Genomic DNA, 23,928 nt, shown 5'->3' with positions numbered 1-23,928 from the left:
GTGTTCGACACCGTCTTAGTGGCCAACCGCGGCGAGATCGCCGTGCGGGTGATCCGGACCCTGCGCCGGCTCGGCATCCGCTCCGTGGCCGTCTACAGCGACCCCGACGCCGAAGCACGGCACGTGCGGGAAGCCGACACGGCCGTGCGGCTGGGACCGGCGCCCGCCCGCGAGAGCTACCTCGATATCGAGAAGGTGCTCGATGCCGCGGCGCGCACCGGGGCCCGGGCGATCCATCCCGGCTACGGGTTCCTTTCCGAGAACGCCCGTTTCGCCGCCGCGTGCGAGGACGCCGGCGTGGTGTTCCTGGGCCCGCCGGCCCGCGCGATCGAGGTGATGGGCGACAAGGTCACCGCCAAGAACGCCGTCGCCGCTTTCGATGTGCCGGTGGTGCCCGGGGTGGCGAAAACGGGGCTGACCGACGACGAGCTGGTCGCCGCGGCCGCCGAGGTCGGCTATCCGGTGCTGATCAAACCGTCGGCCGGCGGCGGCGGCAAGGGCATGCGGCTGGTTCACGACGCGGCCCGGCTACCCGAGGCGCTTGTCGGCGCGCGGCGGGACGCTGCCTCCTCGTTCGGCGACGACACGTTGTTCCTGGAGCGATTCGTGTTGCGGCCCAGGCATATCGAGGTGCAGATCCTGGCCGACGGCCACGGCAACGTGGTCCATCTCGGCGAGCGTGAGTGCAGCCTGCAGCGGCGTCACCAGAAGGTCATCGAGGAAGCTCCCTCGCCGTTGCTGGATCCGCAGACCCGCGTCCGCATCGGGACTGCCGCCTGCAACACCGCCCGCAGCGTCGACTATGTCGGGGCCGGCACGGTCGAGTTCATCGTCTCCGCCGAGCAACCCGACGAGTTCTTCTTCATGGAGATGAACACCCGTCTGCAGGTGGAACACCCGGTCACCGAAGCGATAACCGGCCTCGATCTGGTCGAGTGGCAGCTGAGGGTGGGCGCCGGCGAGAAGCTCACGTTCGCCCAAGGCGACGTCGAGCTGCGCGGGCATGCGATCGAGGCGCGGGTCTACGCGGAGGATCCTGCTCGCGGCTTCCTGCCCACCGGCGGGCGGGTTCTCGACGTCTTCGAACCCTCGGGTCCCGGTGTGCGAGTGGACTCCGCACTGCTGGCGGGCACCGTGGTGGGCAGCGACTACGACCCGATGCTGAGCAAGGTGATCGCCCACGGAGCCGATCGCGACGAGGCGCTGGCCGGCCTCGACCGCGCACTGGCGCAGACGACAATCCTTGGTGTGCAGACCAACATCGAATTCCTGCGCTTTCTGCTCGCCGACGAACGTGTGCGAGCCGGCGACCTGGACACCGCGCTGCTCGAGCGACTGCCCGACTACGCGCCGCGGCCCGCACCCGACGATGTGCTCGCGGCCGGCGGTCTCTACCGCCAATGGTTGTTGGCCCGTCGCGCGCAGGGCGACCTGTGGGCGCAGCCGTCGGGTTGGCGCGTCGGCCCCGACACCGCGCCGGTGCGCACCGCGATGCGCACGCCGCTGCGCGCCGAGACCGTCTCGGTGTCCGGTCTGCCGACGTCCGCCACGGTGCAAGTCCGCGACTGCCAAAACCATTCGGCGAGTGTGGAAGTCGAGCGCCGAAGCATGAGCGTGACGCTGGACGGGGTGCGCCGGGAGTACCGGTGGGCCGAGGCCGACCGTCATTTGTGGATCGCCGACGAGCGGAGGACCTGGCATCTGCGTGAGGCCGAGGAGACCAAGATCCACCGTGCGTCCGACCCCGGCAGGCCGAGGTGATCAGCCCGATGCCCGGCAGTGTGATTGCCGTGCAGGTCGATTCGGGCGCCGAGGTGTCCGAGGGTGACGTGGTCGTTGTAGTCGAGGCGATGAAGATGGAACACTCTTTGGCCGCGCCGGTTTCGGGGCGCGTCGAGTTGCTGGTGTCCGTCGGCGATCAGGTGAAAGTCGATCAGGTGCTGGCGCGACTGGTGCCGGATTCAAATGCAGAGGATCAGAAATCATGACGACATCGCTCACCGCGGGGGCGCTACCCAAGGAATACGAGGACCTTCGCGACACCGTCGCCGAGTTCGCGCGCACCGTGGTCGCTCCCGTGTCGGCCAAACACGATGAGGAGCACAGCTTTCCGTACGAGGTCGTCGCCAAGATGGGGGAGATGGGGCTGTTCGGGCTGCCGTTTCCCGAGGAGTACGGCGGCATGGGCGGCGACTACTTCGCGTTGTCGCTTGCTCTCGAGGAACTCGGCAAGGTCGACCAATCCGTGGCGATCACGCTGGAGGCCGGGGTGGGTCTCGGTGCCATGCCGATATTCCGATTCGGCACCGCCGAACAGAAACAGCGGTGGCTGCCCGACCTGGTGGCCGGTCGCGCGCTGGCCGGCTTCGGGCTGACGGAGCCGGGCGCGGGGTCGGACGCCGGCGGCACCCGGACCACGGCCAAGCTCGACAACGGCGACTGGGTGATCAACGGATCCAAACAGTTCATCACCAACTCGGGCACCGACATCACCTCGCTGGTCACCGTCACGGCGGTCACCGGCAGTCTGGCCGACGACAAAAAAGAGATCTTGACCATCATCGTCCCCAACGGCACAACGGGTTTCACCGTCGAGCCGGTCTACACCAAGGTGGGCTGGAATGCGTCGGACACCCATCCGCTGACCTTCGCCGACGCCCGCGTTCCGGAGGAGAACCTGTTCGGCGTGCGGGGCAAGGGGTACGCGAATTTCCTGTCCATCCTCGACGAAGGCCGCATCGCGATTGCCGCGCTGGCGACCGGGGTGGCGCAGGGGTGCGTCGACGAGAGCGTCAAGTACTCCTATCAGTGCCAGTCCTTCGGCCAGCCGATCGGCTCCTATCAGGCGATCAGCTTCAAGATCGCGCGCATGGAGGCACGCGCACACGTCGCGCGCACCGCATATTACGATGCAGCCGCAAAGATGTTGGCGGGTAAGCCATTCAAGAAGGAGGCGGCCATCGCCAAGATGATTTCGTCGGAGGCGGCGATGGACAACGCCCGGGACGCCACCCAGATCCACGGCGGATACGGTTTCATGAACGAGTATCCGGTGGCGCGCCACTACCGTGACAGCAAGATCCTCGAGATCGGCGAAGGGACCACCGAAGTGCAACTCATGCTGATCGCGCGCTCGTTGGGGCTCTCGTGACGGACGGCAAGTCGATTGTCCAGCGGGGCTTGTGGTTCGAGGAGTTCCAGACCGGCACGACGTATCTCCACTGGCCCGGCCGGACCATCACCGAGGCCGACAACGTGCTGTTCACCACGCTGACCATGAACACCCAGTCGCTGCACCTCGATGCGGCGTGGGCCGCGCAGCAGCCGGGCTTCCGCGGGGAGCGGCTGGTGAATTCGATGTTCACCCTCTCGACCCTGGTCGGGCTGTCGGTCACCCAGCTGACCCTGGGCACCATCGTGGCCAACCTCGGCTTCTCCGAGGTGTCCTTCCCGAAGCCCGTCTTCCACGGTGACACCCTCTACGCGGAAACCGTCTGCACCGGTAAGCGGGAGTCGAAGAGCCGGCCCGGGGAAGGCATCGTCACCCTCGAGCACACCGGCCGCAACCAGCATGGCGACGTCGTTGCGCGCGCCGTCCGCACCACCCTGGTGCAAAAGCGACCATCCGAACAGGAGTCCTGATGGATCTGCCCTCCACCGGTCCCGGGTGGCTGTTCTGCCCGGCCGATCGTCCCGAGCGTTACGCGAAGGCCGCCGCGGTGGCCGACGTCGTGATCCTCGACCTGGAGGACGGCGTGGCCCAGGCCGACAAGCCGGCCGCCCGCAAGGCGTTGCAGGACACGCCGCTGGACCCCGAGCGCACCGTGGTGCGGATCAACGCGGCCGACACCGACGAGCACGCGCGCGATCTCGAGGCGCTGAAGGGGACGGCGTACACGACGGTGATGCTGTCCAAGACCGAATCGGCCGCGCAGGTGACGGCGCTGGCTCCGCTCGACGTGATCGCGCTGCTGGAGACCCCGCGCGGCGCGGTGTTCGCTACCGAAATCGCCGCGGCGCCGGGCACGGTGGCGTTGATGTGGGGCGCCGAGGACCTGGTCGCCGCGCTCGGCGGCAGCTCTAGCCGCAACGCCGATGGCAGCTATCGTGACGTCGCCCGTCACGTGCGGTCGACGGCGCTGCTCGCGGCCAACGCGTTCGGACTGGTGATGCTCGACGCGGTCTACCTGGACATCCCGGATCTCGATGGTCTACGCGCCGAGGCCGAGGATGCCGCGGCGCTGGGGTTCGGCGGTTCCGTCTGCATTCACCCGACTCAGGTCCCGGTGGTGCGCAAGGCTTTTCGGCCCACCGAGGAGAAGCTGGACTGGGCACGCCGGGTCTTGGCGGCAGCGCAGAACGAGCGTGGGGTGTTCGCTTTCGAAGGGCAGATGGTCGACTCGCCGGTGCTCAAGCACGCGGCGGCCTTGGTGCGGCGGGCCGGAGACTTCGCCTAGCACTGCCGCCCGGCCGTGGCGGACGCGACTTCGGCCGGCCTGCCCGTTGTGAAAACATAAATTGTCGCCTCCGGGCCTGGTCGTCGGCGGCTACTCGGGATGACGCTGGTCAGCATGGGCCGATCGCTCGGAGGAACCATGGCAATGCAGTTCGACGGCAAGGTCGCATTCATCACCGGTATGCGGCTGTTCGCTGCGCGCACAGATCAAACGCGATGATGTCAGCTGTTCCGGCTCTGGTGGAATAAGGCGACGGCGGTGCTTGTCGGCCGGCTGGAACGGTTTGTGCCCTTCAGGTGTGCGCAACCACGGCTTCGCCGGCTATCACGCCGCCAAACACGGCGTGGTGGGTCTGATGCGGTATTTCGCAACCACCTTGGCGGAGACGAACATTCGCGTCAACGCCGTACATCCCTGCGGGGTGGCCACGCCGATGTTCGTCAACGAGCCGGTGGCGCGACGTATGGCCGAATACCCGGAGGGCAACGTCACCGCTACATCACCGGTATCTCGCTTCCCGTGGACGCGGGCTGCACCGTCACATAACGGCCGGTGCCATCGGCGGCGACGTTGCGAAACCGGTGTTTCGCGTCTTAACGAGATCGCAAAAAGCGGAAACATTCGCGAACGCCCGGTTCGCAAATCTGTCGTAATCTTTGATCCACCAGTGCAGTTGCTCGCTGCACTGACTAGCGCAACGGAAGGAACGAAATCATGACCATCGCGCGGGGCTTCGCCGCAAGCGTCGTTTGCGCCGGTTTAGCTGTCGGCACAACCGGCACAGCGTGGGCTGACACACCGACGATGAACGGCAGCTACACCGAGACCGTGACGACGCCAGGCGGTCACAGCATCGACAACAGCTGGACGCTCAACTCTTGCGGGAATGGATGCCTTTGGATCAAGGCCGGGCTCGGGGCTAGCCAGGCAACGTTGGTCGATGGTCAATGGGTCATGGACACGATGAGCAATGTCAGTTGCGTGGGCGGCGGTTACACTTTCTACGGCACGACCACCCACACGGTGTGGGATCCCAACACTCTTACCGGCACGGCCGCACACACCTACATCACGGGAGCCTGCGGCAACCCGCCGGGATACACTCAGGTCGACCAGATCGCGATCAAGTCGGCGGACTGACACTCTGACGCTCAAATCCCCTGAATCCCTTGGGATTTCAGGGGATTTGAGCTATCGGTGCGGTTGCTTGCCGTTTACCGGACGGCTGGACGCCGCGCGGATAGCTGCTGTATAAGGCAAGCTAACTAACTGCGCCGACAAACCGTCGTCGGCCGCGCGACGACACCGTGGAGCGTTATGGGCAACCAGTACATTCCGTCGGTCATCGCGGTGGTCATGCTCGCTTTGGGGCTGACTCTGACCGTGGACGACTTCAAGCGGGCCGCCACGCTGCGCCGACCATTGGCGGTGGCGCTGCTCTGCCAGACCCTGCTGCTGCCGAGCCTGTGCCTGGTGATCGCCGAAGCGTTCCACCTCGAGCCGCATCTGGCGGTCGGACTGATGCTGATGGCCGCCACGCCGGGCGGCACGATGGCAAACATCGTCAGTCATCTGTTCAACGGGGACTTGGCGCTCAACCTGACGCTGGCCGCGATCAACGCCAGGCTGTCGGTCGTGGCCCTTCCGGCGATCCTGGCCGCGTCGATGACCTGGTTCCTCGGTGCGGGCCGCTTCATCACGCTGCAGCTGGACAAGTTCGTCACGGTGTTCGCTCTGGTGCTCGTCCCCACCGCGATCGGCATCGCGATACGTCATCGCTTCCCCGAGCTGGCCCGGCGGATGAAGACGCCGGTCAAGATCGCCGCGGTCTTGCTGCTGATCGCCGCGATTGTCGGGGCGATCGCCCAGGGCGAGACGACGCTGATGCACAACTTCGGCGTGGTGAGCGGGGCGGTGGTGTCCTTCTGCGCGGTCAGCTTGACCGTCGGCTATCTGGTGCCGCGCTTGATGCGGCTGGGGCCGCCTCAGGCGATTGCCATCAGCCTGGAAATCGGGCTGCACAACACCGTGGTCGCACTCGGTGTGGCGCTCAGCCCGCAATTGCTCAACAGCGTTGAAATGGCAACTTCGGTAGCCATTTACGGCGCTTTGTCGCCGCTGATGGCGCTGACGTTCGTCGGCGCGGTCCGGGCACTGGACCCCGCGTTTCGGGTCAAGGCCGAGCCGGAGCCTGTCGCGAGCGAGCCCGGCGCTTAGGCCTTACTTGCGCCGCGCCGCCGCCAGCCGGTCCGCGAACTCCGGTGACTGGATCGAGGCCACCTGCGGCCCCAGCTCGGTGCGCATCGCGAATTCGTGCTGCTCGCTGTCCAGCGATCCGGGGCTGGCGGTGGCACGCATGCTGGCCTTGGTGGCCAGCACCACCTCGCGCGGGGCCGACGCGGGTCCGGCGGCCAGTTCCAGCGCCGCGGCGACCGGGTCGTCGGCAACGCTGAGTGCCAACCCGTGCCGCACGGCAGATTCGGCGTCGAAGCGCATGCCGAACAGCAGGGCGGCGCGGGCGACCTGCGGGCCCACCGCCCGCTGCAGCATCCAGGTCGCACCACCGCCCGGGTGCAGCCCCAGCTTCTGGAAACGGGGATCGAACAGTGCGCCGGACCCGGCGATGCGCACGTCGGTGGCCAGCGCCAGGTTCAGGCCGGCACCGACCGCGGCGCCGTTGACCGCGGCGATCGTCGGCAACGTGCAACTGCCCACGGCCATGAAGCCGTCGTAGAGTTGCTGCAGGCCCGATTCGGCGGCCCCGGAGCCCGCGGCGGCCAACGCGCTCAGGTCGGCGCCGGCGCAAAACGCCTTGCCCGCCCCGGTGACCACGACGACGTGCACACCCGGGTCGGCCTCGGCTCGTTCGACGGCGGCGCGCAGCTGCGCCGAGCTCTCACCCGTCAGCGCATTCCGGCGATCGGGGTCGTTGACGGTGATCAGTGCGACGCGATTGTCCACGCTGAACAAGATGAGATCGGACTGAGCCATCGGGAACCTCCGCGGTCGATCGTCGGGCGAGCTAAAGGGTACTTCGGGCCGCCGCCGCACAGCCCGGGGTGGCGATACCGCTCGCGTCGCAAGCCTGGTTAATCTGACTCAGGTGAGCGGCAACCAGGTGCCCGGTGGGGTGGTGCACAAGCTGCCCGTGGATCTACGCGAGGCATTGACCGCGAACTCGACCGCACTCGCGGCGTGGAAGGACATCACGCCGCTGGCCCGCAACGAGTTCATCTGCTGGGTCGAGGACGCCAAACAGGCGGCGACCCGTCAGGGTCGCATCCGGCGAACCCAGGAAGAGCTGGAAGAAGGCCAGCGCCGGCCCTGCTGCTGGCCGGGCTGCAAGCATCGCGAGCGCACCGGCAAGCCGTAACGGTCAGAGATGGCTCGCCACGAAAGTTGCTGCCTGACTGGGCATTCCGGAGTGCGCATAGGACAGGTGCACCGGCGAAAACAGCTCGTCATGTGAAGGCAGCGCCAAGGCTCCGCCCGGCGTGCACACCGGGTCACCGGGCGCGCACAGGTCAACGGCCTTGGCGCCGTACCACGGGCTGACCTCGTTGACGGGCGCGCCGAGGTAGCGGTCCGACGGATTACCGAACAGGGCGAGTGCGGCGGCGTGATCGGCTTCGTCGGCGGTGAGGATGTCGGGGAATCAAACCCGCAATCGGGGCTCGGGCGATGGTGGCCTCGTCGATCGCCATGGCGCCCAACGAATATTCGCCGAGCACCAGCCTGGTGGCGGGGCAGCTCGCGACCATGGACCGCACGTGCGTGCACATCGCTGCCGCCCGCGGATGCCGACGGGGCGAAATCCTCGCCGGCGGGATAGTTGACCGGATACACACCGATGGACCGGCCGCCGACCTGCGAGCGCAGGGCCTCGATGAATTGCTGGCCGACCGCCCCGACGTCGGGCGGCTCGTTGGTGGCGCGGGCGAAGGTGACCTCGACGTCGGGGCAGGGTGCAGCGGACGCGTCGGCAACAAGGGTGGGTGCGTTCAGGGGCGCTCCCCACGTCAGCGCCGCGACACCCAGTGGCGAAGCGATCCGGCGTGCGTTCACGCCCCCATGCTGGCACATCGCCGAGAGGTGCTGAAGGGTCCGGCTTGCGACAGATACATACCGTCTGTATCGTCATACATACCGTATGTATCTATATGGAGGTGGACTTCGCATGAGTGACGTACTGAGGGCGATCGAAGAGGACCGCAACGCCGTCTTGGCGGCATGCGCGCAGATGCCGGAGTCGTTGTGGGCCAAGGAAAGTGGCTGCCCGGGCTGGTCGGTCCAGGATCTGCTGTCGCACCTGGCATGCAGCTTCTGGCTGGCCGTCGACCCGACCAGGCTGCCCGATCCGGGGGGATTGCCCGCCGAGCGCGCCGCGGACCTCTACGTCGAATCGCGTCGGTCGATGACCCCGGAAGAGACGCTGGCCGACTACGAGCAGGTCAGCCGGCAGGGCCTGGAGATGCTGGCTGCGGTCGCGGTCCAGGACTTCGAGGTTCCGCTGGGCGACGTCGGTACCTATCCCGCCTCGGTGATACCGAACGCGTTCGCCTTCGAGGAGTTCATTCACCTGCGGTATGACCTGTTTGCCCCCGACGGGCCGCTGCAGGGGGAGCCACCACCCGCCGACGAGCTGCGGCTGGCCCCGACGCTCGACTGGATCGAGGCAGCCTTGCTGCAACAGAACGCGGATCTCCTTGCAGCGCTGGGAAACTCGGTCGAGATTCGTCTGGACGGATTGTGCGCGCGGACGCTGCGCCTCGGCGCCGGTACCGACGTCGACGCCCACATCACCAGCGAGTCCCTGGCGTTCGTGCGGTGGGTGGCTCAGCGGGGCACCTGGGACGAGTTGGGCGTGCGGGCCGAGGGGGATCCGGCAGCCCTGGAGATAGTCCGCAAGGTGACGGTCATCTGAGCACCGTTGGCGGCGATCCTGCCCCGGCATGCGGTATGTATGAAGCCATGCCGGAAAAGCGCCGCACGCAGGCCGAACGTGCGGCCGAGACGCGTGACGCGCTGATCGCCGCCGCCCGCCCGTTGTTCGCCGCGCCGGGCTTCGCCGACGTGTCGCTGGAGACCATCGTGCGCAATGCCGGGGTGACCCGCGGTGCGCTCTACCACCATTTCGCCGACAAGACGGAGGTGTTCGCCGCGGTGCTCGAGCAAGTCGAGGGCGAAATGTCCACCCGGATGGGTGAGGCGATCGCCGCCGCGGGGGCGACCGACCCGGTCGAGATCATGCGCCTGGGCTCGGCCTTTTGGCTGGACGCCTGCGCGGATCCCGAGGTGCAGCGCATCGTGCTGATGGACGCGCCGGGGGTGCTGGGGTGGGACCGCTGGAGCGAGATCGGGCAGCGTTACAACATCGGGTTGGTGCGGGGCCTGATCAGCGACGCCATCGAGTCCGGGAGTATCCCGCCGCAGCCGGTCGAGGCGACGGCATTGACGATGCTGGGGGCACTGCGCGAGGCAACGCTCTACATCGCCCGCGCCGACGACCAGCGGCAGGCGCGCGCCGACGCCGGCGCGGTGATCGATCGGCTGGTCGATTCCCTGCGCGCCTGACGCTGCGCACGCCGGTGCGATCGGTTGATAATTTTCTGAAAATAGAAGTGCGTCGTTTCAAGCAATCGATATTGGGTCCAAACCGAAATCGGTTCGCACAGCCTCGACAAAGTCGCTGATGGCCGCACTCGAGGCCTGTTTCCAGTTATTCGTCGGTGCCGGTCTCGGAAATGAGGGCAGCAAAAAGTGTGACGGTCGCGGCGTATTGCGCTTTTTGCAGGATGTCGTTAGGCATAATCAACTTCATTTCTGCCATCACGCTATCAAGTTCTACCATTTGAGGTGCCGCCGCGAGCGCCGCGCGAAAAGTGGCGGCCGCAATTTGCTCAAGTATGGAAGCAGTGGGTTCCGCGGCGGGCGATAGCAGCTCAAGCGCCTGGGAGGCGGTTGATGCGGCCGCGCCGGCTTGTACCTGCTCGACGAGATTCTTGACGTGTTGATTAGACGACACTAGTTCATCGAGTTCCGTTGGCAATTCCCTAAACCTCGACGAGCTGATCTCGCCCTGCACGATGTCCAAGATTTTCACGAAGTGCACCGATACAATGCGCATCAATACGTCATGCTGCCGTTTGGTCTCGAGCGTTTCCCCTCGATGAAATGCGGCTTTAGAGGACATGAATGTCGTGAAGCCGCCAACACCGGCACCTAGCAACGTCGCAAGCGAAGTGAGTACAGCCTGATCCATGTGCATATGCGTAAATGTAGACCGTTGCTAGCCGGACTGCTCCCCGAGCGACAAATCCGGCAACCGATCCTGGTGTGGGGCGGCGACCACCCCCGGAATCGACCGCTCCGCGACCCCGCCGAAAGCCCAGTCCCACGCTGTCGAGCCACCGACCACGCTCCCGGCGACACTGAACGCCGGACCACCTGGAACGAACGTGGCGTGACCGTCGTCGTCTCAGGCCGACGCTATCGGGTCCAAACCGAAATCTTCGCACCGCTTCGACAAAGTCGGTGATGGCCGCATTTGAGGCTTGATGTCCGTTACTCGTCGGTGCACCGGTCAGTGAAATATGGGACGCGAAAAGTGTGACGACCGCGGCGTACTGGGCTTTTATCAGGACATCGCGAGGCATTGTCAACTTCATTTCCGTGAGAATGTCATTTAGTTCTGCGATTTGAGGGGTCACGCCGAGCGCCGTGCCGAACGTGGCGGTTGCAATTTGCTCGAGTTCTGTGGTGCCGGAAAGGATTTCGAGCGCCTGACCGGGTGTCGCCCGGCCCCCGCCTTCACCTGCTCGAAGAGGCTTCGGGCGGCGGGATGGAACGACAATAGTTCATCAAGACCCGCGGATAATTGGGTGTAGACGACGAATTAATGGCGCTCTGTACTCGATCCAAGCTTTTCACAAAGCGAAGCGATGTTTCGCGTACTAGCGCTTCGTGCTGTATTTTGGTTACCACAGTTTCGCCACGATAAAATGTGGCTTTGGTGGAAGCAAATGCGGTAAATCCGCCACCACCGGCACCTAATAGCGCCGCCCCCGACGTAAGCACGACCTGATCGGTATGCACGAACGGAAGCGAACCCGGCGGCGCGCCGAGCGCCACGTTGGCCGCATCGCCCGGAGGTTGCCCGTCGGCAATCCATTGCAGCGGATCCCCGAGGGCCGCCGGTCCCCCGATGGGCGCCGGCCCGCCCGCCGCTGCTACGACACCCCCGGGAGCCGCGAGCGGTGCGGCCAGCCCAGGTAGGGCGTGCGGTGCCACCCCGGGTGCGGCCTGCGCCACCCCCGAAGCCGTTTGCGGTTGGGCCCCGGGCGCCGACTGAGCGCCCGGAACCTGCTCCGCGGGCGCCGATGTCGTCCCCGATGTCGTCCCGGACATCGTCCCGGATGACGAGGTCCCGGACGTCGATGCGCTGGCCGACGTCGTCGACGTCGAGGACGACGCCGGTGCGGTGGTCGCCGGTGCCGCCGCGGTCGGTGTCACCGTCGTTGTCGGCGTCACCACCGGCGCAGCCGCCGGCGCGATGGAGCCTTCGGTGACGGTGCCGGACGCGCCCTGAACGCCGCCGGTGAGGGAGCCGCCAGAGGTGAACGTGACTGTAGAGCCCTGAGGGACGGTGACCGAGCCGGAGGTGACGGTGAAGTTGCCGTAGGGAACGAAGGTGTCGCCCGCACCGAGGACGAGTTTGTAATCGGAGAATTGGACGATAGTGTCGTCGGCGGCGGCGGTGACGATGCCTCGGGGGACATCGACGACGGAGCCCTGGCCGACCGTGAGGGTGCCCTCGTCGACGGTGACCGTGGCGCCGCCCTCGCCGGCGGTGTAGGTGGAGCCGGCGTCGATCTGGGTCGGGGGCGACCCCTGCGGGTCGCCGCAGTGCCTCCAGCCCGAATTGTGGTGGCCGTGCCGTCCGCCGTCGCGACCGCGTTGGAAGTCGTCGCGGCCTTGGCGCCGGGCATCCCGGCCATCCGACTTGGTGGTCTGCGGCGGGTCGTCGAATGCTTCCAGCGTGCTGGCGGTTTCGGCCGCTGCCGCATAGCCGTACATGGCGATGGCATCCTGGGCCCACATCTGGACGTACTGGGCTTCGGTGGCCGCGATTGCCGGGGTGTTCTGCCCGAAGAAGTTGGTCGCGATCAACGCCATCAACATCGCCCGGTTGGCCGCGATCACCGGCGGTGGCACCGTCATTGCGAACGCCGTGTCGTAGGCCGCCGCCGCATAGGCCTGGACGGCGGTCTGTACCGCCGCGGCCCCGGTCGCCGACAGCCACCCCACATAGGGTGTGGCCGCGGCCGCCATCGCGATCGATGACGGGCCTAACCACGTTTGGTCGGTAAGCGCCGCAACCACAGCGGAGTAGCCGACAGCGGTGGACTCCAGCTCGGCGCCCAGCGCGTGCCAGCCCGCCGCCGCGGCCAACATCGGTCCAGACCCCGGCCCGGCATACATGAGCCCCGAGTTGATCTCCGGCGGCAACAGGGCAAAATCCATGTGTTTTCGCTTTTGGCAGTCGTGCGCGCTGATTTGTCAGCAGGAGCGTACTCGCGAATTCCGGAAATTGACGCCCCTCAGAGAAACCCCGAGTTACGGCTGGCTTAACGGTTGAATGCGGCGGTGGACCGGGATCTTGGCACGCGAAAAGGATGCGGCCGCTGGATCTTTCGGGACTGTACCGGCGCATCGTCCCCAGGCGACGTCGCGCATCGTCAGACGAGGATTCGACGGCACCGCCACGGGCCGACCGCTACCCAAATTCATGCTGACCGTACCAATTCTCGACCACCCCGGCAGCACCCGCAACTCGGCCAGCAGCAAACGACCGAGCGTCAGTCACCCAGGCTCACCACCGCACCGGCCGGCGCGCGATTGTCTAGATCGGTCGCGGCGTCCCTGAGCTGGTCAGCGGTTACGAACACCTCGAGAAGTCTGCTGCGTACCGCGCCCCGGGTTGGTGGGAGGCTCAGGGCCCGCGCTATTTCCGCGGCGGTGCCCACGAGGTGAATCCGGTTGGAACCAACTTCATGTGTCACGTAGATGTCCCCGAGGAGCTCGATCTCGTGGACGACAGGATGGGAAGTCATTTGGTCTAGCCGCCCTTCGCATCTCCCGGCGCACACCAAGCGATTCGTTGCCACGTGTCCTTCGGACGCGCGCGAACGTCAGGAATTGCCTCGGGTCTTGACGACCGCGCGGGCGATGTCGACCAGTCGTTGGTTGGACTCTTGGGACAACTTGCGCAGCAGGTCGAACGCGGCAAACGCCTCAAGGTCGAAGCGCTCCATGATGATTCCTTTGGCTTGACCGATGACGTCACGAGTACTCAACGCGTCGTCGAACTGCGCTTCCGCCGCCGCGCCGAACAAGGCAACGGAGGCGTGCTGGGCCAACAGTTCGCCCGTGAAGACAGCGTCTTCGGAAAACGCGCCGGCCTCGTCGCCGTAGAGGTTGAGCGCACCGAGGTTCTGTGAGGTGACGAAAAGTTGGAAACTGAGCAGGCTTCGAGCGCCGTACTCGATTGCGGCCTCGCAGAAATTCGGCCAGCGAGTTTCGGTCGCCATATCGTTGATCAACACCGTGCGGCGCTCGCGCAGCGCGCTCAGGCAGGGGCCCTCGTTGATTTCCGACTGCAGGGTGTCCAGCTTGGCCACCAGGGGATCGCTGGGCACGCGTGCCTCGACCGCATTTCCGTGGACCAGCGAGATGCCCGCCCAGGTTGTACCGGGCACGATCGCCACTGCACCCACCACGATCGACCGAAGGGTGGCCTCGGTGTCGACCTGGTTCTGCATTTCGATGGCAAGCCGGCCCATCGCGCTTGCCATGTCGTTGCCCAACCTGTCGCCCACGGTCACAGCGCTATGTGTTCCACCGGTGCCTGTCGAATTAAACCTTGGCGGGCATCAGCCCGTTGCGGCGGATCTCCCGCGGAGAAACTGCTGGTGCCCCCGGCACGACTCGAACGTGCGACCTAGGGATTAGAAGGCCCTTGCTCTATCCACCTGAGCTACGGAGGCAATGCGCAGGTCAGTCTATCCAACTCGCGGCGGCACTCCGACTCGCCGATGCGACACGCTCGAAAAGCCTTGCCCCACCGTCAATATCGGTTATTGTATTGAACCTCGACACACGTACATCACCAGCTGGCAATCAGCTGTTAACCGCAACGAGGCGTGTGCCTACGGTCGAGGAGAGCCGTTCAATGGGCGTGGCCATGAGCATGACTGCGCGGTACGCGAGGGCGGGCGCTCAGGCGTTTCGCCTGGTAGCCGATGCCAGAGGGGCATCCCGGGCGGCTGGCCTGCTGTTGCGCGGCTCGCCGTTTGCCCTGGGCTGGTTCGCCGGCTGGCTGACCACCGAATTTTACCCGCAGGTGGTGACCGGGCACGCGTTGGCCCGGATATCGACCCCGGCCATCGGTCGCGTCGGCGCTTCCTGGGCCGGGCAGCGGGCGGAGCAAACTCTCACCGCCGCCCTCGAGGAGGCTTTCGGGCCGGATTATCCGGACCTGGTGAGTCACCCGACCTGCGAAGGAACCGAGTGCGCACCCCGCGCCGGGCTGTTGCACCGACCGGGGCCGCACGCGCGTTATGCGGTTCAGACATCAGACATTTCGTACGGTCCGGGTGGGCGCGACAACCTGCTCGACATCTGGCGCCGTCATGACCTGACACCGGGCCGCCGCGCACCCGTGCTGATCCAGGTCCCGGGCGGGGCGTGGACCGTCAACGGCAAACGCGGCCAGGCCTACACGCTGATGAGCCGCATGGTCGAACTCGGCTGGATCTGCGTGTCGATCGACTACAGCAAGAGCCCGCGGTCCACCATCCCGGCGTATCTGATCGACGTGAAGCGGGCGATCGCCTGGGTTCGTGAGAACATCGCCGACTACGGCGGCGATCCCAGCTTCATCGCGATCACCGGCGGCTCGGCCGGCGGCCACCTGGCCTCGTTGGCCGCGCTGACTCCCAACGACCCACGGTTTCAGCCCGGGTTCGAATACGCCGACACCACGGTTCAGGCGGCGGTGCCCTACTACGGCGTCTACGACTTCACCAACGCCGAAGTGATGCACGAACTGATGTTGCCGTTTCTCGAGCAGTTCGTCATGCGGGCCCGATTCGCCGATACGCCCGAGCGATTCGCCGAAGCGTCGCCGATCAACTACGTGCACGACCAAGCGCCCCCGTTTTTCGTGCTGCACGGCGAAAAGGACGAGCTGGTTCCCTGCACGCAGGCCCGCACTTTCTGCGCGGCGATGCGCGCCGCCGGAGCCCCGCTCGTCGCACATGCCGAGCTGGCCAACGCCCACCATGCGTTCGACATCCTGTCCACGGCCCGGTCCCGGCTGGCCGCCCAGGCCGTTGCCGATTTCCTGGGCATCGTCTACGGGCGCCGGGCGACCGCACTGCTCAATTCGTGGCCGCTGTCGGCGACGTCGGCCAGCTGAGTTGCGCAGCCCGACTGTCTGCCAAAACGTCGCGCCCGTCGGTTCGCTGCGCCGCCAGTAGCGACCGAATCGTGCCTTTCACCAGTGCGTCGACGCGACTAGCGTTGGTGGGGCTATCCGGTTGACGGAGCTGAGGCAGGAGGCTTGACGGCGGTGACAAGCGTGGCGCGTCGATCCGACGATCATGACTGAGCCCCGGGGGGACGCTCGGATTGTCCGACGAGCTCGGGCCGGTCGATTACCTGCTGCACCGAGGCGAAGCGAATCTGCGCACCCGGTCGGGGATCATGGCGCTGGAATTGCTCGACACGACGCCGGACTGGGAGCGATTCCGCACCCGGTTTGAAAATGCGTCGCGAAAAGTGTTGCGACTGCGCCAGAAGGTCGTGGTGCCCACGCTGCCGACGGCCAACCCGCGCTGGGTGGTGGACCCGGACTTCAACCTGGACTTCCACGTCCGGCGGGTCCGCGTGTCCGAACCCGGCACCTTGCGTGAGGTGTTCGATCTCGCCGAGCTGATCCTGCAATCGCCGCTGGACATCTCGCGGCCGCTGTGGACGGCGACCCTGGTCGAGGGTCTTGATGCGAGAGGGCTTCAACCACTTGCCGATCGCTCTGGTCGGCGGCGTCCTGGGGGCCGTCAGTGCAGCGGTGTCGGCGGCCGGACGGGTGCTGATGGAACCGGTGTCGACGGTGTCGGGGATCGTCAACTACGCCGTCTCCGGCATCCGGGTCGTCAACCGTGCCGCCGAGCCGTCACCGCTGCTGCGCCGGCGCAGCCTGGCCACTCGTTCTGAGGCGATCGACATCCCGCTCGCCGATCTGCACAAGGCCGCCAAAGCCGGCGGTGGGTCGATCAACGACGCGTATCTGGCCGGCCTGTGCGGCGCCTTACAGCGTTACCACCAGGCACTCGGCGTCCCGATCGGCTCGCTGCCGATGGCGGTGCCGGTCAGCTTGCGCGCCGACGCCGACACCGCCGGCGGCAACCGGTTCACCGGTGTCAACCTGTCGGCGTCCGTCGGTGCGGGCGATCCGGTGGCCCGGATGCGCAAGATTCGCGCCCAGATGACACAGCGCCGCGACGAGCCCGCGATGAACATCATCGGGTCGCTGGCGCCGGTGCTCAGCGTGCTCCCGACGGCCGTGCTGGAGGGAATCACCGGCTCGGTGGTCGGAGCCGACGTGCAGGCCAGCAATGTCCCGGTCTACCCCGGGGACACCTACATCGCCGGAGCAAAAGTCTTGCGGCAGTACGGTATCGGTCCGCTGCCCGGTGTGGCGATGATGGTGGTGCTAATTTCGCGTGGCGGGTGGTGCACCATCACGGTGCGCTACGATAGAGCATCGGTACGAAAGGAAGCCTTGTTCGCTCAATGCCTGTTGGAGGGCTTCGACGAGATTCTCGCACTGGCCGGCGATCCGGCGCCACACGCGGTGCGGGCATCGTTCGCTGCGCAACCCGATGCGTTGTCCGAATCGATGTCGGGCTCATGAGCGCGGCGAAGGACCACGGGATACCCACGCCCCCAAAGGATTTGCAATTGCCCGGCTCGGTCGCCGAGAATCGCGCGAGTCCCCCCGGGCCCAAAGTCGGTGCGTTCTTCGACATGGACGGAACGCTGGTCGCCGGGTTCACCGCGGTGATCCTCACCCAGGAGCGCTTGCGCCGGCGGGACATGGGGGTCGGTGAGCTGCTCAGCATGGTTCAAGCCGGGCTGAACCACCGGCTGGGGCGCTTGGAGTTCGAAGATCTGATCAGCAAGGCATCCGAGGCGCTGCGCGGCCGGATGCTGACCGACCTGGAGGAGATCGGCGAGCGGCTCTTCGCCCAGCGGATCGAGTCGCGTATCTACCCGGAGATGCGGGAGCTGGTGCGCGCCCACGTGGCTCGCGGCCACACCGTGGTGCTCAGTTCGTCGGCGCTGACCATCCAGGTCAACCCGGTGGCACGTTTCCTCGGCATCGACAACACGCTCACCAACAAGTTCGTAGTCAACGAGGACGGACTGTTCACCGGCGAGGTCGTCGAGCCGATCCTCTGGGGGCCGGGCAAAGCCGCTGCGGTACAACGGTTTGCGGCCGAGCACGACATTGATCTGAAAGACAGCTACTTCTACGCCGACGGCGACGAGGACGTCGCGCTGATGTATCTGGTCGGCAATCCGCGGCCGACCAACCCCGAGGGCAAGATGGCCGCCGTCGCCAAGCGGCGGGGTTGGCCGGTCCTGGAATTCAGCAGCCGGGGCAGCGTCGGTATCCGGCCTCAGGTGCGCACGCTGGCCGGCATCGGCTCGATGTTCCCGGTCGTGGCCGGAGCGCTGGGGGTCGGGCTGCTGACGCTGAGCCGACGGCGTGGGGTGAACTTCTTCACCTCGACCTTCCCCCAGACGCTGTTGGGCGCCAACGGCGTGAGCCTGAACGTCATCGGCAAGGAGCACCTGAGGGCACAACGCCCGGCGGTGTTTATCTTCAACCACCGCAACCAGGTTGACCCCATCATCGCCGGAGCGTTGGTGCGCGACAACTGGGTTGCCGTCGCCAAGAAGGAGCTGCAGAAGGATCCGATCGTGGGCACCCTCGGCAACTGACCGACGGTGTGTTCATCGACCGCGACGATCCGGTCGCCGCGCTGGAGACGATGAAGACCGTCGAAGAGCGCGCCAAAAAAGGCCTCTCGATCCTGATCGCCCCCGAAGGCACCCGGATCGATACCACCGAGGTCAGGCCGTTCAAGAAGGGGCCGTTCCGCATCGCGATGGCGGCGGGAATTCCGATCGTGCCCATCGTGATTCGCAACGCGGAGATCGTCGCCGCCCGCAATTCGACCACTATCAACCCCGGCACCGTCGATGTCGCGGTGTTCCCGCCGATCCCGGTGACGGACTGGACGGTGGAGACGCTGCCCGAGCACATCGCCGAGGTGCGCCAGCTGTATCTGGACACCCTGGCCAACTGGCCCGAGGACGAGTTGCCCGAGGCCGCGCTGTACGCCGACAAGAAGCCGGGCAAAAAGACTCCGGCCAAGCTCCCCGCCAAGCCCACCGCGACCAAGGCGCCGGCCAAAAGGCGCCGGCCAAAAAGGCCGTGCCCAAAAAGGCCGCGCCACGAAAGTCGGCGGCCAGACCGACCGAGGGCGCAGCCAAACCCCAACCGGTGCAGCCGAATCCGAATGAGTCGGAGGTTGCACTCAACGACGGTGAGGCTGTGCAACCCGGCACGGATCAGCCCGGTAGTGCCGAGTCGACGTCTCGGCCTCGAGGGCGCGCGTGACACAACCGGCCGCAGATACCAGCGCAGTCCTGACCGCGCGAGACTCGCTGGTGTTGGCGTCCATGGAGTCCGCCGTCGAAACGCAGCTGGTGATGGAGTGGCTGAGCCAGCAGCGCGCCCGGAATCCGGAGGTGAAGTTCGACGTCCTCAAACTTCCTTCCGGCGATGCGCCGCCCACGGCGCTGAACCTGCTTGTCGACCGCCTCGAATCCGGCGAAGACCGCTCGATCGTGCCGGTGCGGGTGTTTTGGCTACCGGCCCCGGATCGTGGCCGAGCCGCGAAGCTGGCCGGGTTACTTCCGGGCTGGGATCCCTACCACCCCAACCAACGGCGGCAGCGCCACATCTTGAGCAAGGATCGCCACCGCGCCAGGGTGGTGGCCGGCGAGGCGGCCAAGGCGTCCGAACTGCGCCAGCAATGGCGCGACACCACCGTCGGCGGGGGCGAACGCGAATTCACCCAATTCGTTACGCGCCGTGCCCTTTTGGCGTTAGAACGAGCCGAGTATCGAATCCTCGGGCCGCAGTACAAGTCGCCGCGGCTGCTGAAGCCGGAGATCTTGGCGTCCACGCGGTTTCGCGCGGGACTGCAGAAGATCCCCGGCGCCAGCGTCGAAGAAGCGGGCAAAATGTTCGACGAATTGGCGACCGGGTGGAGCCGGGTGTCGGTCGACCTGGCTTCCGTTCTGGCCAGGGCGGTTTGTCGCGGCTTCGAAGCGGAGATCGACTACGACGCGTTCCAAATCGCCGCGATGCGCACCGGGTTGGAGGTTCACCCGGCCGTGCTGCTGTTCTCGCACTGTACAAGTATGTGCTGCGTGAATACGTCGGTTACATCGTCGAGAAGCGATTCAACCTGAGCTGGTCCATCGAGGGCACCCGCTCGCGCACCGGCAAGATGCTGCCCCCCAAGCTCGGCCTGATGTCGTACGTGGCCAACGCGTATCTGGACGGCCGTAGCGAAGACATTCTGCTGCAACCGGTTTCGATCGGATTCGACCAGTTGCACGAGACGGCCGAATACGCCGCCTACGCACACGGCGGCGAGAAGACGCCCGAGGGCGTGCTGTGGCTGTACAACTTCATCAAGGCGCAGGGCGAACGCAATTACGGCAAGATTTACTTCCGCTTCCCCGAAGCGGTTTCGATGCGCCAGTACCTCGGCCCGCCGCACGGCCCGCTGGTCCAGGATGAAGACACCAAACGTCTTGCGCTGCAAAAAATGTCGTTCGAAGTTGCGTGGCGGATCCTGCGGGCCAGTCCGGTGACGGCAACGGTTTGGTGTGCGCGTTGCTGCTCACCACCCGAGGCGCGGCCCTCACACTCGACCAACTGCACCACACGCTGCAGGACTCACTGGATTACCTGGACCGCAAGAACACGCCGGTATCGAATAGTGCGTTGCGGCTGCGCACCAGCGACGGGGTGCGCGCGGCCGTCGACGCCCTGTCCAATGGGCACCCCATCACTCGCGTCGACAGCGGCCGCGAGCCGGTGTGGCTGATCACGCCCGACAAGGAGCACGCCGCGGCGTTCTATCGGAACTCGGTCATTCACGCTTTTTTGGAAACGTCGATCGTCGAACTCGCCCTGGCGCATGCCCGGCACACGGAAGGCGATCGGATGGGAGCCTTCTGGTCCCAGGCGATGCGGTTGCGGGATCTGCTCAAATTCGACTTCTACTTCGCCGATTCGACGGCCTTTCGCGACAACATCGCCGAAGAGATGGCATGGCATGACGATTGGGAGACTCACGTCGCGGCCGGCGGCGCCGCTATCGACGCGTTGCTGTTCGCCAAGCGGCCATTGATGTCCGACGCGATGTTGCGGGTGTTCTTCGAGGCCTACGAGATCGTCGCCGACGTGTTGCGCGATGCGCCGGCCGATGTCGGGCAGAAGGAACTCACCGAGGCCGCACTCGGGGTCGGTCAGCAATACGTGGCACAGACCCGGGTGCGCAGCAGCGAGTCGGTGTCGACGCTGCTCTTTGCCACCGCGCGCCAGGTGGTCGCCGATCAGGATCTGATCGCACCGGCGGAGGATCTGGCCGAACGCCGCACGGCCTTCCGCCGGGAATTGCGGGCGATTCTACGGGATTTCGGCTACGTCGAGCAGATCGCCCGCAACCAATTCGTGGCCCGCGAATTCCGGGCACGCGAGGAGCGCAGCGCCCGCCCGGTTTGGTAGGGCGGGCTTTGCGGGCGCCCGCCCATACTCTGGACGCATGACGGTTGGCCAGTCCGCAGCCAAGACCAGGGCGCTGGTGTGGCCGCTGCTTACCGGTGTGGCGGTGCTGGCCGGTTGCACGGCTGCCGGCATCGCGGCGCTGTCGCTGGCCGATACGCTGACCGCCACCGGGTTACCCGATCGGGGCCCGGCGACAACCCTGGGCTTGCCGTTCGTCCGGGCCGCGGGTGAGATCGCCGCGGTGCTGGCGGTCGGATCGCTTCTCTTCGCCGCGTTTCTGGTGCCGCCGCAGAAGTCCGGCGTGCTCGACGCCGGCGGCTACCGAGCGCTACGGGTGGGGACGGTCGCGTCGGGCGTGTGGGCGGTGTGTGCGGTCCTGTTGGTCCCGCTGACCATTTCCGATGTATCCGGTCACCGGTTGACCGAGATCCTCAACCCGGTGCGCCTGTGGTCGCTGGCCAGCCTGGTCAACACCGCCTCGTCGTGGCGCTGGACCGCGTTCCTGGCCGCCGCCGTAACCTTGGCCAGCTTGGCGGTGCTGCGTTGGTCGTGGACGCCGCTGCTGCTGGCCGGGTCGGTGATCACGCTGATCCCGCTGGGGCTGACTGGCCACTCATCGGCCGGCGGCTCGCACGACCTGGCCACCAACAGCCTTCTGATTCACCTGGTCGCCGCCAGCCTGTGGGCCGGCGGGCTGCTGGCGCTGCTGGCGCACGCGGTGCGGGGCGGCGACTACCTCGCGCTTGCCGCGCGGCGCTTCTCGACGATCGCGCAGTGGTGCTGGGTCGCGATGGTGCTCAGTGGCGTGATGAACGCCCTGGTGCGGGTGTTGCCGTCGGACGTGCTGACCACGACGTACGGGCGGCTGGTGTTGGCCAAGTTCGTCGCCGTGTGCGCACTGGGTGTCCTGGGCTGGCGTCAGCGACGCGCCGGAGTCGTTGCGCTGCAACGTGACCCTACGTCACGCGGCGGCCTGATTCGCCTGGCGCTGGTCGAGGCCGTGCTGTTCGGCGTGACGTTCGGCGTCGCCGTCGGGCTGGACCGCACTCCGCCGCCGCCACCGCCGATCCGCCTGCCGTCGATTCCCGAGGCCGAGATCGGCTACGACTTCGACGGCGGGCCGACGGTGGCGCGAATCCTGCTCGACTGGCGCTTCGATCTGATCTTCGGCACGGCCGCAATCATTTTGGCCGCGCTGTATATCGCGGGGGTGCTGCGGTTGCGCCGCCGTGGCGATCACTGGCCGGCGGGACGGATCCTGGCCTGGTTGCTGGGCTGTGTGACCCTGCTGTTCGTCACTTCGTCCGGCGTCGGCCGCTACATGCCGGCGATGTTCAGCATGCACATGGTCGCGCACATGGGGCTGTCGATGCTGGTACCGATCCTGCTGGTGCTGGGCGCGCCGGTCAGTCTGGTGCTGCGGGCGTTACCCGCCGCGGGCCGCGACGATCCGCCTGCCATGCGGGAGTGGCTGCTGGCCGCGCTGCACAGCCGGGTGTCGCGCATCCTGACCAACCCGATCGTGGCGACGGTGCTGTTCGTCGCGGGCTTCTACGGCCTGTACTTCACCTCCATCTTCGACAACGCGGTCGCCAGCCATGCCGGGCATCTGGCCATGAACGTGCACTTCCTGGTCAGCGGCTACCTCTTCTATCGGGTGGTGATCGGCGTGGACCTGACACCGCGACCGATCCCGCCGCTGGCCAAGGTGGGCGTGGTGTTTGCGTCCTTGCCCATGCACGCGTTCTTCGGTGTGGAGCTGATGGGCACCCCAACCGTGTTGGGGGAGGCCTACTACCGGTCGCTGGGTTTGAATTGGCACACCGATCTGTTGGGCGATCAACGCCTGGGTGGCGGAATCGCCTGGGCGGCAGGCGAAGTGCCGCTGGTGATCGTGATGCTCGCGCTGCTGGTGCAATGGGCCCGCAGCGACGAGCGAACCGCGCGGCGGCTTGACCGGGCGGCCGACCGCGACGACGACGCCGACCTGGCCGCCTACAACGCCATGCTGGCCGAACTGGCTCGCGGGCCTGGGTCGCGGCCTTCGAGTGGTCCGTGAGCGTAACGGCACCGCGATTTTGGATTCGGGTGATCGGCGACTGAATGGCGCCCGCGGCTCGCGTGCGAATTTGACTCGCCGGCAAACACATTCGTGAATCGCACTCCCGCTAGTATTTCGTTGCTGTTACCCAACCCAATGCCGTTGGCACGCAGCTTAGTTGGTGGGTGGTGGTTGTGGTTGGAAGGGTTGGTACCACCACCAGTGGGCGCGTTCGCCGGTGGGTCCGGGGCATGGTGGCACGTCGGGTGGGGGTTGGGTGGGTGCGCGAGTGATCCTGGGCGCAGTGGTTGGCCGGTGTGGTCGGTGACGAGCAGGTGCTCGGGGTCTCCGGTGATGGTGATCAGGCCGCGGTGGTGCAGGTGGTGGTGGTAGGGGCAGACCAAGACGATGTTGGTCAACTCGGTGGGGCCGCCGTTTCCCAGTGCACGATGTGGTGGGCGTGTAGACCGCGGGTGGCCCCGCAGCCGGGT

The 23,928-nt window shown here is 66.4% G+C and carries 15 protein-coding genes, 1 tRNA gene and 8 pseudogenes; 15 read left to right on the top strand and 9 right to left on the bottom strand.

Features of this window, described 5'->3' with window-relative positions:
* The 7 genes and pseudogenes from T428_RS29690 to T428_RS0120045 all read left to right on the top strand — a co-directional run bounded on the left by T428_RS29690 (position 1) and on the right by T428_RS0120045 (position 6,674).
* A pseudogene (locus T428_RS29690) lies at positions 1–1,988 on the top strand (acetyl/propionyl/methylcrotonyl-CoA carboxylase subunit alpha).
* On the top strand, positions 1,985–3,151 hold the full coding sequence (locus T428_RS0120070) for an acyl-CoA dehydrogenase family protein (RefSeq protein ID WP_025737901.1): 1,167 nt from the start codon (positions 1,985–1,987) through the stop codon (positions 3,149–3,151). Before T428_RS29690 ends, T428_RS0120070 begins: the two are co-directional and overlap by 4 nt.
* A complete protein-coding gene (locus T428_RS0120065) occupies positions 3,148–3,642 on the top strand; it encodes a MaoC family dehydratase (protein ID WP_025737900.1) in 495 nt (164 codons plus the stop codon). The genes T428_RS0120070 and T428_RS0120065 overlap by 4 nt, the downstream gene beginning before the upstream one ends.
* Positions 3,642–4,457: an HpcH/HpaI aldolase/citrate lyase family protein gene (locus T428_RS0120060; RefSeq protein ID WP_025737899.1), complete on the top strand. Its 816-nt coding sequence runs from the start codon at positions 3,642–3,644 to the stop codon at positions 4,455–4,457. Before T428_RS0120065 ends, T428_RS0120060 begins: the two co-directional genes overlap by 1 nt.
* Before the next feature lie 319 nt (positions 4,458–4,776).
* Positions 4,777–5,003, top strand: a pseudogene (locus tag T428_RS34945) (SDR family oxidoreductase); the annotation flags it as partial.
* A gap of 258 nt (positions 5,004–5,261) precedes the next feature.
* The gene (locus T428_RS0120050; RefSeq protein WP_025737898.1) at positions 5,262–5,597 is read left to right on the top strand and encodes a hypothetical protein; all 336 of its coding nucleotides are present in this window, start codon (positions 5,262–5,264) and stop codon (positions 5,595–5,597) included.
* Between the two features lie 177 nt (positions 5,598–5,774).
* Complete coding sequence (locus tag T428_RS0120045) at positions 5,775–6,674, top strand: bile acid:sodium symporter family protein (RefSeq protein WP_025737897.1); 900 nt, start codon at positions 5,775–5,777, stop codon at positions 6,672–6,674.
* 3 nt (positions 6,675–6,677) lie between these two features.
* On the opposite strand, the gene T428_RS0120040 is transcribed toward T428_RS0120045, so the two are convergent.
* Positions 6,678–7,448 carry an enoyl-CoA hydratase gene (locus tag T428_RS0120040; RefSeq protein ID WP_025737896.1) on the bottom strand — a complete coding sequence of 257 codons (771 nt, stop codon included), beginning with the start codon at positions 7,446–7,448 and terminating at the stop codon, positions 6,678–6,680.
* 112 nt (positions 7,449–7,560) lie between these two features.
* Between T428_RS0120040 and T428_RS0120035 the strand changes: the two genes are divergently transcribed.
* On the top strand, positions 7,561–7,830 hold the full coding sequence (locus tag T428_RS0120035; protein WP_025737895.1) for a YdeI/OmpD-associated family protein: 270 nt from the start codon (positions 7,561–7,563) through the stop codon (positions 7,828–7,830).
* Positions 7,831–7,833: 3 nt separating this feature from the next.
* On the opposite strand, the gene T428_RS35545 is transcribed toward T428_RS0120035, so the two are convergent.
* Complete coding sequence (locus T428_RS35545; protein WP_281173968.1) at positions 7,834–8,061, bottom strand: cutinase family protein; 228 nt, start codon at positions 8,059–8,061, stop codon at positions 7,834–7,836.
* Positions 8,051–8,540: pseudogene (locus tag T428_RS32290) on the bottom strand (cutinase family protein). The gene T428_RS35545 and the pseudogene T428_RS32290 overlap by 11 nt, the downstream one beginning before the upstream one ends.
* Before the next feature lie 94 nt (positions 8,541–8,634).
* Between T428_RS32290 and T428_RS0120030 the strand changes: the two are divergent.
* Together T428_RS0120030 and T428_RS0120025 are read left to right on the top strand one after the other, a co-directional pair.
* Complete coding sequence (locus tag T428_RS0120030) at positions 8,635–9,381, top strand: maleylpyruvate isomerase N-terminal domain-containing protein (RefSeq protein ID WP_084298808.1); 747 nt, start codon at positions 8,635–8,637, stop codon at positions 9,379–9,381.
* Between the two features lie 47 nt (positions 9,382–9,428).
* Positions 9,429–10,031, top strand: coding sequence for a TetR/AcrR family transcriptional regulator (locus T428_RS0120025; protein WP_025737893.1), 603 nt, complete (start codon positions 9,429–9,431; stop codon positions 10,029–10,031).
* Between the two features lie 145 nt (positions 10,032–10,176).
* On the opposite strand, the gene T428_RS0120020 is transcribed toward T428_RS0120025, so the two are convergent.
* The 5 genes and pseudogenes from T428_RS0120020 to T428_RS0120000 form a co-directional block, all read right to left on the bottom strand.
* A complete protein-coding gene (locus T428_RS0120020) occupies positions 10,177–10,719 on the bottom strand; it encodes a hypothetical protein (protein WP_156943009.1) in 543 nt (180 codons plus the stop codon).
* A gap of 1,730 nt (positions 10,720–12,449) precedes the next feature.
* Positions 12,450–12,980 (bottom strand): annotated as a pseudogene (locus T428_RS34940) (PPE family protein); the annotation flags it as partial.
* 335 nt (positions 12,981–13,315) lie between these two features.
* Positions 13,316–13,570 (bottom strand): hypothetical protein, encoded by a 255-nt coding sequence (locus T428_RS0120010; RefSeq protein ID WP_156943008.1) that lies wholly within the window; start codon positions 13,568–13,570, stop codon positions 13,316–13,318.
* A gap of 78 nt (positions 13,571–13,648) precedes the next feature.
* A complete protein-coding gene (locus T428_RS0120005) occupies positions 13,649–14,341 on the bottom strand; it encodes an ANTAR domain-containing protein (RefSeq protein ID WP_245605003.1) in 693 nt (230 codons plus the stop codon).
* An 85-nt stretch (positions 14,342–14,426) separates the two neighbouring features.
* Positions 14,427–14,503, bottom strand: a tRNA-Arg gene (locus tag T428_RS0120000).
* Between the two features lie 185 nt (positions 14,504–14,688).
* On the opposite strand from T428_RS0120000, the gene lipQ reads away from it, so the two are divergent.
* From lipQ to T428_RS0119965, 5 genes and pseudogenes are all read left to right on the top strand, one after another.
* Positions 14,689–15,936: an esterase LipQ gene (lipQ, locus tag T428_RS0119995; protein ID WP_025737888.1), complete on the top strand. Its 1,248-nt coding sequence runs from the start codon at positions 14,689–14,691 to the stop codon at positions 15,934–15,936.
* A 188-nt stretch (positions 15,937–16,124) separates the two neighbouring features.
* Positions 16,125–17,433, top strand: a pseudogene (locus tag T428_RS29680) (wax ester/triacylglycerol synthase domain-containing protein).
* A pseudogene (locus tag T428_RS29675) lies at positions 17,430–19,209 on the top strand (HAD-IB family hydrolase). The pseudogenes T428_RS29680 and T428_RS29675 overlap by 4 nt, the downstream one beginning before the upstream one ends.
* Positions 19,206–21,396, top strand: a pseudogene (locus T428_RS29670) (glycerol-3-phosphate 1-O-acyltransferase). The pseudogenes T428_RS29675 and T428_RS29670 overlap by 4 nt, the downstream one beginning before the upstream one ends.
* Before the next feature lie 37 nt (positions 21,397–21,433).
* A complete protein-coding gene (locus T428_RS0119965) occupies positions 21,434–23,455 on the top strand; it encodes a bifunctional copper resistance protein CopD/cytochrome c oxidase assembly protein (RefSeq protein WP_025737884.1) in 2,022 nt (673 codons plus the stop codon).
* Positions 23,456–23,611: 156 nt separating this feature from the next.
* Here T428_RS0119965 and T428_RS32285 read toward each other — a convergent pair.
* Positions 23,612–23,928: pseudogene (locus T428_RS32285) on the bottom strand (HNH endonuclease); the annotation flags it as partial.

The organism is Mycobacterium genavense ATCC 51234 (genome assembly GCF_000526915.1).
In the GTDB taxonomy this organism is placed as follows: domain Bacteria; phylum Actinomycetota; class Actinomycetes; order Mycobacteriales; family Mycobacteriaceae; genus Mycobacterium; species Mycobacterium genavense.
This window is presented reverse-complemented; position numbering and strand designations above follow the sequence as displayed.